The sequence below is a fragment of the Sulfitobacter sp. SK011 genome, from assembly GCF_003352065.1.
GTDB lineage: Bacteria > Pseudomonadota > Alphaproteobacteria > Rhodobacterales > Rhodobacteraceae > Sulfitobacter.
This window is the reverse complement of record NZ_CP025803.1, coordinates 1236802-1252006: the sequence shown is the minus strand read 5'-3', so window position 1 is coordinate 1252006 and position 15205 is coordinate 1236802. Positions and strand designations below refer to the sequence as shown.

12 protein-coding genes are annotated in these 15205 nt (G+C 59.4%); 4 read left to right on the top strand and 8 right to left on the bottom strand.

The genetic code is table 11. The features are described 5' to 3' along the window. Positions 1–49: 49 nt before the first annotated feature. The 4 genes from C1J02_RS06130 to C1J02_RS06115 form a co-directional block, all read right to left on the bottom strand. The gene (locus C1J02_RS06130; RefSeq protein ID WP_114880410.1) at positions 50–922 is read right to left on the bottom strand and encodes a 50S ribosomal protein L11 methyltransferase; all 873 of its coding nucleotides are present in this window, start codon (positions 920–922) and stop codon (positions 50–52) included. Next, positions 922–2268 carry an MATE family efflux transporter gene (locus C1J02_RS06125; RefSeq protein WP_254693220.1) on the bottom strand — a complete coding sequence of 449 codons (1347 nt, stop codon included), beginning with the start codon at positions 2266–2268 and terminating at the stop codon, positions 922–924. Before C1J02_RS06125 ends, C1J02_RS06130 begins: the two co-directional genes overlap by 1 nt. 52 nt (positions 2269–2320) lie before the next feature. Beyond that, positions 2321–3553, bottom strand: a complete 1233-nt coding sequence (locus tag C1J02_RS06120; protein ID WP_114880408.1) for an MFS transporter — start codon at positions 3551–3553, stop codon at positions 2321–2323. Positions 3554–3670: 117 nt separating this feature from the next. After that, a complete protein-coding gene (locus C1J02_RS06115; protein ID WP_114880407.1) occupies positions 3671–5866 on the bottom strand; it encodes a primosomal protein N' in 2196 nt (731 codons plus the stop codon). A 104-nt stretch (positions 5867–5970) separates the two neighbouring features. Between C1J02_RS06115 and fsa the strand changes: the two genes are divergently transcribed. From fsa to C1J02_RS06100, 3 genes are all read left to right on the top strand, one after another. After that, on the top strand, positions 5971–6624 hold the full coding sequence (gene fsa / locus C1J02_RS06110; RefSeq protein ID WP_114877787.1) for a fructose-6-phosphate aldolase: 654 nt from the start codon (positions 5971–5973) through the stop codon (positions 6622–6624). A gap of 189 nt (positions 6625–6813) precedes the next feature. Further along, positions 6814–7521, top strand: a complete 708-nt coding sequence (locus C1J02_RS06105) for a DUF484 family protein (RefSeq protein WP_114880406.1) — start codon at positions 6814–6816, stop codon at positions 7519–7521. Next, positions 7518–8471, top strand: a complete 954-nt coding sequence (locus tag C1J02_RS06100) for a tyrosine recombinase XerC (RefSeq protein ID WP_254693219.1) — start codon at positions 7518–7520, stop codon at positions 8469–8471. Before C1J02_RS06105 ends, C1J02_RS06100 begins: the two co-directional genes overlap by 4 nt. Before the next feature lie 45 nt (positions 8472–8516). Here the strand turns inward: C1J02_RS06100 and meaB are convergent, their stop codons facing one another. Then, positions 8517–9488 (bottom strand): methylmalonyl Co-A mutase-associated GTPase MeaB, encoded by a 972-nt coding sequence (gene meaB, locus C1J02_RS06095; RefSeq protein WP_114877786.1) that lies wholly within the window; start codon positions 9486–9488, stop codon positions 8517–8519. 81 nt (positions 9489–9569) lie between these two features. Here meaB and hrpB point away from each other — a divergent pair, with 81 nt between their 5' ends. Next, positions 9570–11984, top strand: coding sequence for an ATP-dependent helicase HrpB (gene hrpB / locus C1J02_RS06090; RefSeq protein ID WP_114877785.1), 2415 nt, complete (start codon positions 9570–9572; stop codon positions 11982–11984). 35 nt (positions 11985–12019) lie between these two features. On the opposite strand, the gene C1J02_RS06085 is transcribed toward hrpB, so the two are convergent. From C1J02_RS06085 to C1J02_RS06075, 3 genes are read right to left on the bottom strand one after another with little or no spacing between them, the layout of a single operon-like run. After that, positions 12020–12517, bottom strand: coding sequence for a hypothetical protein (locus C1J02_RS06085; protein ID WP_114877784.1), 498 nt, complete (start codon positions 12515–12517; stop codon positions 12020–12022). Continuing rightward, positions 12514–14166: a hypothetical protein gene (locus tag C1J02_RS06080; RefSeq protein ID WP_114877783.1), complete on the bottom strand. Its 1653-nt coding sequence runs from the start codon at positions 14164–14166 to the stop codon at positions 12514–12516. The genes C1J02_RS06085 and C1J02_RS06080 overlap by 4 nt, the downstream gene beginning before the upstream one ends. Positions 14167–14220: 54 nt before the next feature. Beyond that, positions 14221–15204 (bottom strand): membrane dipeptidase, encoded by a 984-nt coding sequence (locus C1J02_RS06075; protein WP_114880404.1) that lies wholly within the window; start codon positions 15202–15204, stop codon positions 14221–14223. Between the last annotated feature and the right edge of the window lies 1 nt (position 15205).

Here is a 15205-nt window from a genome sequence, read left to right as displayed (position 1 = left end):
TGGCATTTTCTGGGCAAGTGCCTCAAATTCCCCTTAAATGGGGGTCAATTTAGGTCATTTTGCGAAGGGTCAGGGTTGTCCAATCGACAATGCTATCCCTATGGACAAGATTGATGCCAGATCGTGCATAAACGTCGATCACATCGTCGGCCTGTTCGTTCAAGATTCCTGACAGGATCGCATAGCCGCCGGGCTGCATGGCCTGCGCCATATCGGGGGCAAGTGCGACAAGAGGGCCTTTGAGGATATTGGCAAATACCAGATCAAAGGGGGCTGCCTGGGCCAGAACAGGGTGGTCAAAGCCAGCCGCCTCAACGCAATTGACACGCCCCTCCAAACCGTTGGCCATCACATTTGCCGCGGCAACTTCAACCGCAACTTCATCTATATCGCTGGCCAGCACGTTTTGCGGCCAGATACGGGCGGCGGCCATGGCCAGAACGGCTGTGCCACAGCCGATATCGACAACGTTTTGTCCTTCAAACCCGTCATCCGCCAGGCGGTCCAACGCCCGCAGACACCCCAAAGTCGTGCCGTGATGACCGGTCCCAAACGCCATCGCCGCCTCAATCAGCAAAGGTTCGCAGTCTTGCGGGACCTTGTCAGCGTCATGACTGCCATAAACAAAGAACCGACCGGCCTCGACCGGAGCGAGCTCGCGGCGCACATGAGCGACCCAATCGGTCTCAGGCACTTCTGAAACGACAAAAGGTTTGGCCCCCATTGCCACCGCCAGGACCATCAGTGCGGTCTCATCCGGGGCTGCTTCGAAATAACCACCCACTTCCCACAGGCCTGAGCCGTCTTCGACCTCAAAGACACCAACCCCTGTCGGTTCTGGCGTCAGGCCCTCCATCGCGTCGCCCAGCGCATATGCGGGATCGCGGCCCATCAGGGTGGTCAGTGCGGTAAACGTTGGCATCATCTTCTCCGATATCTGTCGGGGTTCGGGTAGGGGCGCAAGGACGGGCGGTCAAGGGGCGGCGTGTCCTCAGCCTGCAGCCGCGCAACAAAGACCCAGCCCCATACCGCCGCGACCACGCCCATCACCACACCGGCCAGTGCCTGACCAAAGATGACCCCGATCGCGCCAGAATAAAGGCTGAGCCAAGACGCCAGTGGCCAGGACAGCGCACCGTCTTTCAGCCAGTTCACCAGCGTGGATCGGCCAGGCCTGCCCAGACTGTTAAAAGCCGCGTTTGAGACAAAGAGCGCGCCAATGAAGATGAACGCGCCCACACCCACCGTGGTAAATGCCGTCAAAATCGCAGCCCCCTGACCTTGCAAGGCAAAGGCCCAGATCACATAGGGCGTTGCCAGGTACAGCAAAAGCCACGCCACCAGCGTATAAATCAGGCAAAAGATCAGCGCATTGCGATAAGTACTGCGCACCCGCGCCATCTGACCCGCGCCAAAGTTCTGGCCAAAAATACCGCCAATGGCCCCCGACAGGGCAAAAACCCCGCCAAAGACCACAACGGTCAGTCGCCCGACCACTGCCCAGGCCGCCACTGCATCATCGCCAAAAGGGGCCATGACGATGGTCAGCAGATAATTCCCGACCGGCGTGGACATTTGCGTGGCAATCGCTGGCAGGGCGATCACCATATAGGGTTTGAAAAACGCGCGCACATCCTCAACGGCAGGCCATGCAATCAGGTCATTGCGCAGCGCCGCAAAATAGATCGCAAGCGCAACCAGACAGATACGAAAGGCAAAAAGCCCGATCGCAGCGCCATCCAGCCCAAGCCCGAGCCAGACAATCAGGATCGGGTCGAGCACCATCAACAGCACACCGGAAAAAAGGGTGACATACATCGCCTGTGCACCGAACCCTTCAGCACGCAGCGCCCCCGAGCAGGTCAGCGCCACAGCCATCAGGATGAGCGAAGGCATGGTGATGGCCAGATAGCGTGCCGCAAGCCGTGCGGTTTCGCCCTCGGCCCCAGCCAGTGCAACCAGATCGTGGCGTTCCAAGATGACCAACAGTGCCACGCAGGTTTGGACCCCCGCCGCAATCACGGTCGCAGCTCCCGCCTGCCGGCGAGCCAGCGTCACAGCGCCCCTGCCGATACTGCGCGAGATCATCGCTGTTGCGGCAATCATGAAACCAACGGCGATGGACACCGAAAAAAACTGGATCGCAAAGGCAAAGCCGATGGCGGCCACCAATGTCGGATCACCCAATTGGGATATCCACAACAGCCCCGCCGCATCGACCAGAAAAACAAAGGTAATGCCCATCGCGCCGGTTGCTGTCATCCGCATCACGTGGCCCATTGTGGACCCGGTCAGGAACCGCCCCTGCGCCACCTGCGTGCTACTCCGCGGCCTGCGGCAGCCTGCCTGCAAATATCGTTTCGTTCCCCGGTGCAGGATGGCGCGGGATCAGCATTGCAAGGCAAAAAGACACAAAAGCCATGCCCGCCGCCAAAAAGAATACCGCCGCAGGTGAAACCAGCCACAAGAACCCAAGCAGCACCGGCAAAAACACAGCCGCAATATGGTTGATGGTAAAGGCCACTGCCGCTGTGGGCGCGATATCACCGGGTGACGCGATCTTTTGGAAGTAGGTCTTGAGCGCCAGTGCGAGGGCAAAGAACATATGGTCCAGCACATAAAGCACCGCCGCAACGATCACGCCCCAGCCCATGAAATAGACGCCGCCATAAGAAAGAAACACCAGTATCAGCCCGATATATTCAAACCCCAGCGCGCGCCGCTCCCCAAAGAAACCAACGGCGCGGCCCATCAACGGGGCAAAAATCATGTTGGCAATCAGATTGATCAGATAAAGCGTGGTGATTTCGTGCACTTCAAACCCAAAGCGTTCGACCATCATGAAACCGGCAAACACCATGAAGATCTGCCGCCGCGCACCGGACATGAACTGCAGCGCGTAATAAAGCCAGTAGCGCTTGCGCAGGACCATCTTTTTGATCTGCGGGGTGGGTGCCTCAAACTGCGGATAGGCGACAATCGCGAAAATCACGATCAGCACGGTGATGCCACCACCAACCATATAAACGATGTTGTAAGAGAGATTGAGTGTCTCCCAAAGTGTCATGATCGCCAGATAGGCGATCAGCGTGGCAAATGACCCTGCGGCCATCAACCACCCGAGCATCCGCGGCGCGTCTTCGATCTTAAGCCATTGCAATTGCAGCGATTGATTGACCGTTTCGTAATAGTGAAAACCGATCGAGCTGAGCATCGTAAGCGTCAGAATGCCGCCCATCGTGGGAAACCAGGCGGTGAGCATCGTCGCCACGCCAAGCAAGATCAGCGCCACCAGCCCCAGCACCTGCTCGCGCACGAAAATGATGATCGCAATCACGCCGACAGCCAGAAAACCAGGGATTTCGCGCACTGTGTGCAACAGACCAATATCGGCCCCATCAAAATCAGCGACCTCAATGACAAAATTATTCAGCAGCGCCGCCCATGTGTTGAACGCAATCGGCATGGCCAGTGCCATCAGGAACAACAATGCCACGGGGCGACGCCAAAAAGGCAGCCGTTTCGCGTCTTCGAGGGTAATAAACTGAGCCATAAAAACCCAATACGCCCCAGACGCCGCAATGGCGAGATGCAAATGCACCCGCCCCTTCACCCTTTTTGCAAATACCGCACGGGGGTCTGGGGGTGTGAAACCCCCAGTGGCCTCACCCTAGTAAAAACTCTGCGGATCTATATCGACGGCCAGACGCAAATCACCCTTCAGGCGCACCTGCGCCACCCAGCGTGCCAGCGCTTCCTGCAAGGGCGCGGATTTATCTGCCTTGACCAAGAGGCGCACCCGGTGCCGACCACGGACCCTTGCAATGGGGGCTGGTGCAGGCCCAAAGACCTGAGCGCCAACCGCGCGCAACGGTCCGTCCTGACGCGCCAACAGATTGCCCGCATCAAACACCTGTGCGATGTCCGGCCCGCTCAGGATGATCCCGGCCATGCGACCATAAGGTGGCACTCCGGCCTGTTGCCGTTCCTTGGCCTCTGCGGCCCAAAACGCTTCTTCGTCGCCCGCCAGAATTGCCCGGATCACCGGATGCTCGGGTTGATAAGTCTGCATGAGGGCGGTCCCCGGTGCCTCTGCCCGGCCCGCCCGCCCCGCCACCTGCCGCATCAGCTGAAACGTCCGCTCTGCTGCACGCAGATCGGACCCCATCAGGCCCAGATCGGCATCAATCACACCAACAAGCGTCAGATTTGGGAAATTATGCCCTTTGGCGACAAGCTGGGTCCCGATGATGATGTCGGCGGCCCCGTCACTGATCGCTGCAATCTCGGCCTTGAGCGCGCGCGCGGATCCGTACATGTCTGAACTTAAGGTGGCGATGCGGGCATCTGGCCACAATGCTGCGGCCTCTTCGCCCAGACGTTCCACTCCCGGTCCCACCGGGGCCAGCCGCCCCTCTGCTTCGCACGACGGGCATACCTCTGGCATCGGTTTGCTTTCGCCACATTGGTGACAGACGAGGCGTTTCAAAAACCGGTGCTCCACCATCCGCGCATCGCAATGATCACAGCCAATCTGATGGCCGCAGGCGCGGCAGAGCGTGATCGGCGCATAGCCACGGCGGTTGATAAACAGCATCGCCTGTTCGCCCTTTTCCAGCCGCTTGCTGACTTCGCTTTGCAAGGTCGGTGACACCCATTTGTCGCTTGGCAAGGCCTCTGCACGCATGTCGATCGCGCCCATCGTCGGCATGACTGCCGGGCCGAACCTTGAGGTCAGTTCCAGCCGCCGATATTTGCCCGCCTCTACATTGGCCCAGCTTTCCAGCGATGGGGTGGCCGAGGCCAACACCACCTGCGCCCCGCAGATTGCCGCACGCAGCACGGCCATATCTCGGGCGTTGTACAAAACGCCCTCTTCCTGCTTGTACGAGGTGTCGTGCTCTTCATCGACGACAATCAGGCCAAGGTTCTGAAATGGCAGGAACAAGGCCGACCGCGCGCCGATGACCAATTGTGCCTGTCCTTGTCCGACCATCCGCCAGATGCGGCGGCGTTCGGTCATGGTGGCCCCTGAATGCCATTCCGCAGGCTTGGCCCCAAATCGTTCCTGAACGCGGGTGAAAAACTGTTCAGTCAGGGCAATCTCGGGCAGCAATACCAGGGCCTGACGGCCGGCCCTCAACGCGGCGGCGATGGCTTCGAGGTACACTTCGGTTTTGCCCGAACCGGTAACGCCGCGCAGCAATGTGGTGCCATATGCCTGCCCAGCCACACCTTCCGCCAGCGCGCGTGCGCCCGCCGCCTGATCCTGCGTCAGTTCTTTGCTTGGCAGGTCCGGGTCCATCGGCAAGAACGGCACATCCCGTGGGCTGTCTTCTTCGAACACGGCCCCCTGACCCACCAGCCCTTTCACAACAGAAGGCGTCACCCCCGCCATTTCAGCGAGTTCTTTGAGCGTGAATGACAGATCGCCATATTCGGACAATGTCGCAAGCACACGGGTCCGCGCGTCTGTCATCCGCTCCGGCTCATTCGCCCCGCGACGATATACTTTGCGCATCGACGGCGGATCGCCCAAACCCGGCGCGCGGGTGGCCAGCCGCAGCATGGCGGGCATCGGTGTGAGCGTATAAGCCGCCGCACGCATCAAAAATTCACGCATTTCCGCCCGCATCGGTGCCGCGTCCAGCACTCTGATGACAGAGCGTATTTTGGCAATGTCATAGTCGCCCTTACCCGGCCCCCACACAACGCCAAGCACCTTGCGCGGCCCCAGGGGCACCTCAACAAAGGCACCCAAATGACAGCCGCCTTCAGGCGCCTTATAGTCCAAAGCACGTCCCAAAGGCTGCGTCGTCAGCACGGACACCAAAGTGCCGTGGTCAAAGAATTCTTGGGACGTCACCAAAAGCTCCGATTGAACAATTTCGGGATTTGAGGGTTTCAGCAGGGCCGATCATGCGGTAAAGCCAACATCAACGCTCCGTTCCTCATGCGCAAGGACAAGACATGAAATTTTTCGTAGATACCGCCGAGATTGACGCCATCGCCGAGCTGAATGATTTGGGCATGGTTGATGGGGTCACAACCAACCCATCGCTGATTCTGAAATCAGGCCGGGATATTCTGGAAGTCACCAAAGAGATTTGTGATCTGGTCGACGGCCCGGTCAGCGCCGAAGTTGTCGCCCTTGAGGCCGATGAGATGATCACCCAAGGTCGCAAACTGGCTAAAATCGCCGACAACATCGCCGTCAAAGTGCCGCTGACATGGGCGGGCCTGAAAGCCTGCAAAGTGTTGTCTGGCGAAGGCAAGATGGTCAACGTCACTTTGTGTTTCTCGGCCAATCAGGCATTGCTGGCGGCCAAGGCGGGGGCCACATTCATTTCCCCCTTCATCGGGCGTCTGGATGACATCAATCTGGATGGTCTGGACCTTATTCAGGACATCCGCACCGTCTATGACAACTATGGCTTTGACACGCAGATTTTGGCGGCCTCTATCCGCAGCGTTAACCATGTGCAGGATTGCGCGTTGATTGGGGCTGACGTGATGACGGCCCCGCCAGAGGTGATCAAGAAACTGGCCAGCCATGTATTGACCGACAAAGGGCTTGATCAGTTCATGAAAGATGCCGCCAAGGGCAACATCAAGATCGTCTGACGTAAGGGATGGGCCACGCGCCCATCTTTCAGGCATTCAGTGCGGCGTCACCTGGAAGGGTCTTTCCATCTGGCGCTGCGCATGAAGCGGTTTGGCAACACGATCCGCCCTGCATTCCGAGTTCGCAACAAGGGGGCAGATTTATTCAAAACCTCATGCTATACCACCCAAAATAATCAAGAGACGTACATGAGCAGCAGCCCCAAGATTGATGACGCCCTGCGCGAGGCGATCATTTCGAAACCCGATGTGATACTGGACGATACCGACGTCATGCAGGCGTTGATTGCGGCCAATGAAAGATCGATGGGTGGCAACATCGTCGATCTGCGCGGCATTGCGATGGAACGTCTGGAAACACGTCTGGACCGGCTGGAAGACACCCACCGCAGCGTGATTGCGGCGGCTTACGAAAACCTTGCAGGCACCAACCAGATACACCGCGCCATCCTGCGGATGCTGGACCCGGTCGAATTTGAAGCCTTTCTGCGCGATCTGGGTGGTGAGGTGGCCGAAATCCTGCGCGTTGACGCGGTCAAGCTGGTCTTGGAATCTGTTCAGAACGACAGCGATCCCGCCGTGCAGCGTCTTGGTGATGTTCTCAGCGTCGCTGAACCCGGATTTATTGACGAATACCTGACCCAGGGACGCGGCGGCGCGCCCCGGCAAGTGACATTGCGTGGCGTGCAGGGTGCTGACGAACACATCTACGGCGGCAAGGCGGAATGGATCCGGTCCGAGGCGTGTCTGAAACTGGATTTTGGGGCGGGCCGCCTGCCCGGCCTTTTGGTGATGGGTGCCGAGGATCCGCATATGTTCGGGCCCCAGCAGGGAACCGACCTGCTGACCTTTTTCACCGGGGTATTTGAGCGCGCGATGCGCCGCTGGTTGTCTTGAACCGCGCGCAACATTCTGCTGACACCGGGCTGATCAGCCCCGCCGCACGCGATGCGCTGCAAACATGGCTTGAACAACAGCGCGCCATCAAGGGGTCGGCGGACAACACGCTCACCGCGTATCAAGGCGACGTGGCGGATTTTCTGGCGTTCATGACGGTCCACAAGGGCGACAGCCAAGGGTTGGGTGCGCTGGCGCGGATCACCATTTCGGACATGCGCAGCTGGATGGCGTGCACGCGCAGCAGCGATGTCGGGCCCCGGTCGATGGCCCGCAAACTGTCTGCGGTAAAGGCATTCTATCGCTGGCTGGCAGAACGCGAAGGGTTTGAACCGACCGCGGTGCTGTCCACCCGGTCGCCAAAATTTCAGAAAAAGCTGCCTCGCCCCTTGGCGATTGATGCCGCCAAAGCGCTGATCGACTGTGTCGAGATACAAACAGACAGACCTTGGGTGGCTGCACGCGATGTGGCGGTGCTGACCCTCCTGTGGGGCTGCGGGTTGCGTATTTCAGAGGCGCTGGGGCTTAAAGGTGCTGATGCACCGCTGCCAGAGGTTTTGCGCATTGTTGGCAAGGGCGGCAAGGAACGTGTGGTGCCGGTTCTGCCTGCCGCGCGGACCGCGATTGACGCCTATCTGCGCGAATGCCCTCATCCGCACGAATCACGCGAACCGCTGTTTCGTGCCATTCGCGGCGGCGCGCTTGGGGCGCGCGCCATTGCGCAGGTGATGGCGAATGCGCGGATGCAGCTTGGCCTGCCCGCCACTGCAACGCCACACGCCATGCGCCACAGCTTTGCGACCCATCTGCTGGATGCGGGCGGTGATTTGCGGGCAATTCAAGAGCTTTTGGGCCATGCCTCTTTGTCCACGACACAAGCCTATACTGCCGTTGATACAGCGCGGCTGATGGAGGTGTACAACCGGGCCCATCCAAAGGCGGCGGGTTGATTACCGCACCGCATCGGTTCTTTTGAAGAATTCTACCCGGCGGCGCTAATGACCCAGCTTTTCCACGAATGTCTGAGCGGCGACCGCGGGGTCAACCGTGCCCTCTGCGACCTGATCGCTTAAGTCCCGCAATGCCTTGCGTGCCTGGGTTGTTTCCAACTGCGCCAGCAGGCGTTGTTTCACATCTTCAAGGAACCAGTACCGCGCCTGCGTCGCCCGTGTTTGGTCCCAATATCCATTTTCGCGCCGCCAATTGACAAGCTCAAGCAGGGCTTCCCATGTTTCATCAAGCCCCTGTTCCTGCAGGGCCGACACCATCAGTGCCTTGGGAAATCCTGCTGGGTCCTGTTCCCTTTTGCGCAGCAACCGCAGTGCGCCTGCATAATCCGCACAGGTGCGGCTGGCGGCCGCTTTGAGATCGCCATCAGCCTTGTTGACGACAATCACATCGGCCATTTCCATGATCCCGCGTTTGACACCCTGCAATTCATCGCCCCCCGCCGGGGCAAGGAGCAGCAGGAAAACATCCGACATCTCGGCCACAACCGTTTCGGATTGGCCAACGCCCACTGTCTCAATCAACACCACGTCATATCCCGCCGCCTCACAAAGCCGCACCGCCTCGCGGGTGCGGCGCGCCACACCGCCCAGATGGGTCTGGCTGGGCGAGGGCCTGATAAAGGCTTTGGGGTCCCGACTGAGCAAATCCATGCGGGTTTTGTCGCCAAGGATAGAGCCCCCCGAGCGCGATGAAGACGGATCAACAGCAAGTACCGCAACCCGCTTTCCCTGACCGGTAAGCATCATCCCGAAGCTTTCGATGAATGTGGATTTGCCCACACCGGGTGTGCCGGAAAGCCCGATGCGCAGGGCTTGCCTGTCTTGCGGCAAGGCTGCCAACAGTCGCGCGGCGCTGTCGCGGTGATCCGCGCGGCCCGATTCAACCAGCGTGATCGCCTGCGCCAATGCGCGCCGTTCGCCCGCCACCACACGTTTTGCAAGGTCATCCATATCCATGATGCATCTTTTGCGGGGTCGCCTTGAAATGTCCATCCCTTGCCCCTTGGCGCGCCCCGGTCTTTGCCAGATAAAGACCTCATGTCGTTCACCCTTCCCATTGATGCTGTGCTGCCCGAGGTGATTGCGGCGCTCGCAAGCTGCGGTCGCGTGGTGTTGCAGGCCCCGCCCGGTGCAGGCAAGACAACACGGGTTCCGCTGGCGATGCTGGATGCTGGTCTTACAACGCAAAAGATCATCATGCTTGAGCCACGCCGCCTTGCTGCGCGCGCAGCGGCGGAACGCATGGCGGCAACCTTGGGCGAGGACGTGGGAAAAACAGTCGGATACCGGGTGCGTGGTGCCTCGGCGATCAGCAGAGACACGCGGATTGAAGTGGTGACCGAAGGCATCTTGACCCGAATGTTGCAACAAGACCCGGATCTGCCCGGCATCGGAGCGGTGATCTTTGACGAATTTCACGAACGCTCGTTGAACGCGGATCTGGGGCTGGCCTTGTGTCTTGAGGTGGCGGGCGCGTTGCGCGATGACCTGATGTTGGTGGCAATGTCGGCGACATTGGACGCAGCGCCCGTGGCCACATTGATGGACGCGCCAGTTGTCACCTCACAAGGCCGCAGTTATCCGGTTGCGCAGCACTGGCTGGACCGTCCGACAGGCAAGCAGCGCTTTGATCAGGCGGTTGCTGATCTGGTGCTCAAGGCGCTGTCAGAAGCGAAAGGTTCCGCGTTGGTGTTCCTGCCGGGCGAGGGCGAAATCAGGCGGGTGGAAAGTATTTTGCGGGGCCATCTGCCGGCAGATTGTACTCTGGCACCGCTTTTTGGCGCGATGGATTTCAAGGCCCAGCGTGCGGCCATTGCCCCGGCCAAAAAGGGCCGCAAGATTGTGCTGGCAACCTCTATTGCCGAAACCTCGCTCACCATCGAAGGCATCACGATTGTTGTGGACGGTGGACTGGCGCGCCGCGCGCGGTTTGATGCATCCTCGGGCATGTCGCGGCTGGTGACAGAACGGGTAACGCGGGCCGAAGCAACCCAGAGGGCGGGCCGCGCGGGGCGGATGACCGCAGGGGTCGCTTACAAATTGTGGAGCAAGGGCGAAGAAGGCGCACTTGCCGCCTATCCGCCCGCGGAAATTGAAGTGGGTGACCTGACCGGATTCGCACTGGAACTGGCATTATGGGGCGCGCAGGCCGCTGATCTGGCTTTTGTCACGCCTCCGCATGAGGGCCGCTTGGGCGAAGCGCAAGCAGTTTTGCAGATGCTCGAGGCGCTGGATGCTGAAGGGCGCATTACCGAACACGGGCGTGCCTTGGCACGGCTGCCGCTGCATCCCCGGCTGGCGCATATGGTGGCACGCGGGGGCAAAACCGCGCCGATGTTGGCAGCACTTTTAGCAGAACGTGATCCGCTGCGCGGGGCATCGGTCGATCTGGCACTTCGGATGGACGCGGTAACCGGCAAGAAATCATCTGCTGAGGCTCATGCCCCCACCCTTACCCGCATCCGGCAAGAGGCGAAGCGCCTTGCACGCGGGCAGCAAGGGACCGGGCCTGATGGCATCGGAATGCTGGCCGCGCTGGCGTATCCTGACCGGATCGGGTTGCGCCGCAATGGCGATGCGCCTCGGTTTATCCTGTCGGGTGGCAAGGGTGCCGTGATGCCGGACCATGATCCAATGGCGGGTGAACGGCTGATCGTGGCAACCGATTTGGACGGCGATCCAACAGAGGCACGGATCAGGCAAGCCGCACGGATATCAGAGGCAGAACTGCGCGAGATCTTTGGAGCCCAGATCACGTGGCACGATGTCTGTGCATGGTCGCGCCGCGAAAGCCGGGTACTGACGCGGCAACAAGAACGGTTGGGTGCGCTTGTTCTGGACGACCGCATTTGGGCGCAATCGCCAGCAGACAAGGTGGCAATCGCGATGCTGGATGGCGTGCGCCAACTTGGCCTGATGCCGAGTGTGGCAGCGGAGCGTTTCCTGTCGCGGGTCCGGTTGATGGGTGATGGCTTTCCCGATTTTTCGCAAGCGCATCTGATGGAAACACTGGAAACATGGCTGCTGCCACACCTGAATGGTGTACGCTCCAGCGCCGATTGGAAACGTTTTGATGTTCTGCCCGCGCTCAAGGCGCGGTTGGATTGGGATCAGACACAAGCGCTGGACCGCGCAGCACCAGCGCATTTTGAGACGCCATTGGGGCGCAACGTCCCGATTGATTATTCCGGTGCCCAGCCACAGATCGCTTTGCGCCTGCAAGAAGTGTTTGGCGTCACGCAACATCCGATGATCGCAGGCAAGCCTTTGCAGATGACATTGTTGTCGCCCGCCCAACGCCCGGTTCAGGTGACAACGGATTTGCCGGGCTTCTGGGCCAGCTCTTATGCAGATGTGCGCAAAGACATGCGCGGGCGCTATCCCCGGCACCCCTGGCCCGAGGACCCGACGCAGGCTGATCCCACCTTACGGGCCAAGCGCCGCGGAACGTAAGGGCAGTGCCGCGGTATTTATAAAAAGGGTGAAGTTCAGTCGTTGTCCGTCAGACCCGCACCGGCACCATCGCGCCGCGAGGCGTCGCTTTCAGGGACCAGAATGCGTGCGGCAAGGGCGTTCATTTTATCAAACAATGTATCTGGCAATGTGAGCCGCCCAAGGGAGGCTTTGGCGGCCGGTTGCTGCACGTCAACGATGATATCCAGGACCTCACCAATCACTGTTACGCGGGCCGCGAAAGGCAGCGCGTCGGCATAACTTTGGGCAAGTGGCAACCACGCGCTTGCTTCCACCTGACCGCGCGGGGACGGGCCGCCTGTTTCCAACACGCGCGTGAATGCGACTGGAAAATCCATGATCGGCCCGTTTGGGAGAGCATCAAGCGCTCCTGACACATGGCGCACATCACGCCCGGCACAGATATGGTGCACCACGGCACGGCCAAATTCGCTGGCCTGTGCGGGCGGTGCGCCGGCACCACGGGCAGCTTTGCCCGCCAGCACCATCACCTCATTGGCAGACCGGGTCATGCGGCAAAGACCGGCAGCCACCAGTCATCCGGATTGGTGCACAGATCATCCGCCAGGGGCGCGCCCTGGCAAAGGGTGATGCGGGTCCAGCGGTCTGACTTGGGATCAAACTTCGACGCACCAAAGAACGATAGCTTGCACCGCAGCATGTCAATGGGCAGGCAGGATGTTGCAATCAGATTGTCGCGGATTTCAGCGTAGGGATATCGCGCACCAAGCTGCACCCGTGAAATGGCCAACCCATGGTCAGGATGATCTGCCAAAAAATCAGAGAGCGCGATATTGACCCCCTCAAGCGCTGTATGGAGCGCCTTGATGCGCCGACCAATGTCGAGCGGGCTTTCCAGGTCGGCACCGGGTTCGTCAAATCGCAGCCCAAGACGCGGCTCCTGCTTTGCTTCTGAGACATACCAGAACTGACCGCAGCCTGCGGGGTCATTGTAGTCTGGGGTCAGCGCCCATGCAAAATGGTCTTCAATCTCTTTTCGTAAAGCTGCAGTGTTACCGATGGGCGCATAGAACCCGCCAAAAGGGTCGCCCATGCACTCGGCCAGTCCATCCACCAGATCGCGAAACGGTTCGGTGATCAGCGCGGCCATCAATTCCTGCACGTCACAGCTTTGGCGCGCAACGGCATTCATCACACCATCAAGAGGTTCGTGACCACGCAGCGCATCCGGCGTCAGAAGACCTTTTGCAATCTCCCAACCCGCGCGCAATGTGACGATCCGTGCCTGATGGGTTGGGTCCGGCACGTTCCATTCTTGCAAGTGCCGTGCCGCGCGTTCCGCCAGGTTGGACAGGCAGGCCACTTGCGCGTCATCCAGTGCCTCAATCGCGCGGACCCGTGCCAGAGCGGTTTCGCGGACAAGCATCCAATTGTTCAGCAAAACCGGGTGGTTGACCAGAAAAGGTGCCATACCAAGGCCAGTTGAATTGCCGATCCCAAGGTGCCGCTTGAGAGTGGTATCCAGGGTGCCGCGCCCGACGTGTTCTGCCAATTCATGGGTAAAATGCCGGATCAGCCAGACGGTCAGCATTTCGGCGGCAAACGGACCTTCAAGCCCGGGGCGCGTTTCAATGACATCGCGATCTGCGATACCGAATTTGCCGTTTCCATAGACCGCTGTGGTGCGCATCAGGTATCCCACATTGCGGATCATATCGGGGTCGGGTTGACGGCCCGCACGCAATGATTGGGTGACATGGGCAAACAGACGCACTGATTTGTTGGCGCGGCTTAGAACCAGATCGCGCTCGGTGAATCGGGCAGCTTCCTGTTTGGGCGCAGCGGCGACGATCCGGGCAATTTCGGACGTGTCCGGGATGCCATCATAAAGCACATAGGCGGTGTCCCAGGCTGTTGCGATCACCCTGTCGGTGCGCATCTCGGGCGGCAGATCGGTTGACACCGCAACCAGCGAATAATCATACCCGCCAAGACGCAGGCAATAGACCGCGTGACCAAACCCTTCGGCCTCCATGTTCCAAACGGGGCGGGAAATTTTGACTTTTTCCGCTGCCAGCCGACGCATCAGGCTGCGCAAGAACGACAACCGGGTCGGAAACATTGACCCCATGCGGGCCAATCGCATCACGTCGTCCGGATCACGCAGGGGTTTCTGCGGCGGCGGTGGTTTATCAAGCATCGGTCACCTCTCGTAAACACTCTTCGACACAGAGCCATCTGGCGACATAGGGCGTCATGATTTTGCTTTGAAGCTATGGTCATAAAACCGATGCCAGTTGCCGCCCATAATCCCGTCAATTTCGGCAGGCGACATGCCAACATCGGTCAGGCCGCCCCGGATATTTCCAAAGTCGCGGTTGTCATTGAACCACGTGGGCATCGGTGGAAAGCCTGCATTGCTGGCCGACCCTTCACCATAGTCAATGCCCTTGGTCCAGCGCCCGACACGCATCCACGTGACAATCTCATCTGGCTGGTCCTGACAAAGGTCCGTCCCGATGCCGAGGTTTTCAGCACCATAACGTGTGGCCGCCTCTGCGATCATCTGGCAGAATCCATCCAAGGTACAATCAGATCCACCTGCCAGATGATGTGGATAGACCGAGAACCCCAACATGCCCCCGGCCCCGGTCAACGCCTTTAGCACCGCGTCGGATTTATTGCGCAATGCAGCGTGCCACCAATGTGGATTGGCATGGGTGATGGCAATGGGACGCGTCGAATGATCAATGGCTTCCAAGGTCGATCGATCGGCAGAATGAGACATATCCACCACCATCCCAACCCGGTTCATTTCCGTCACAACCGCGCGGCCCATGCGGGTGAGGCCAGTATCGTCATCCTCATAGCAACCCGTCGCGAGCAACGATTGATTGTTGTAGGTCAGTTGCATGAACCGGATGCCAAGCTGATGGCAAATTTCGACCAAACCAATGTCGTCCTCAATTGGACTAGGGTTCTGAAATCCAAAGAAGATGGCCGTGCGATTGGTTTGCTGGGCCTGGGTCACATCCGCTGCTGTTGTGCCTTTGAAGATCAGATCAGGGTGATCCTCGAACCAGCGGTTCCAGCGTTCCAGATTCAGCACCATTTCCCGAAAACTCTCGTGATAGGCGATGGTGACATGCACCGCATCGACCCCGCCTGCCCGCATCTGGGCAAATATTTTCGGAGAGAAGTTGGCGTATTGCAGGTTGTCTATCAAAGGGCTTTTCATG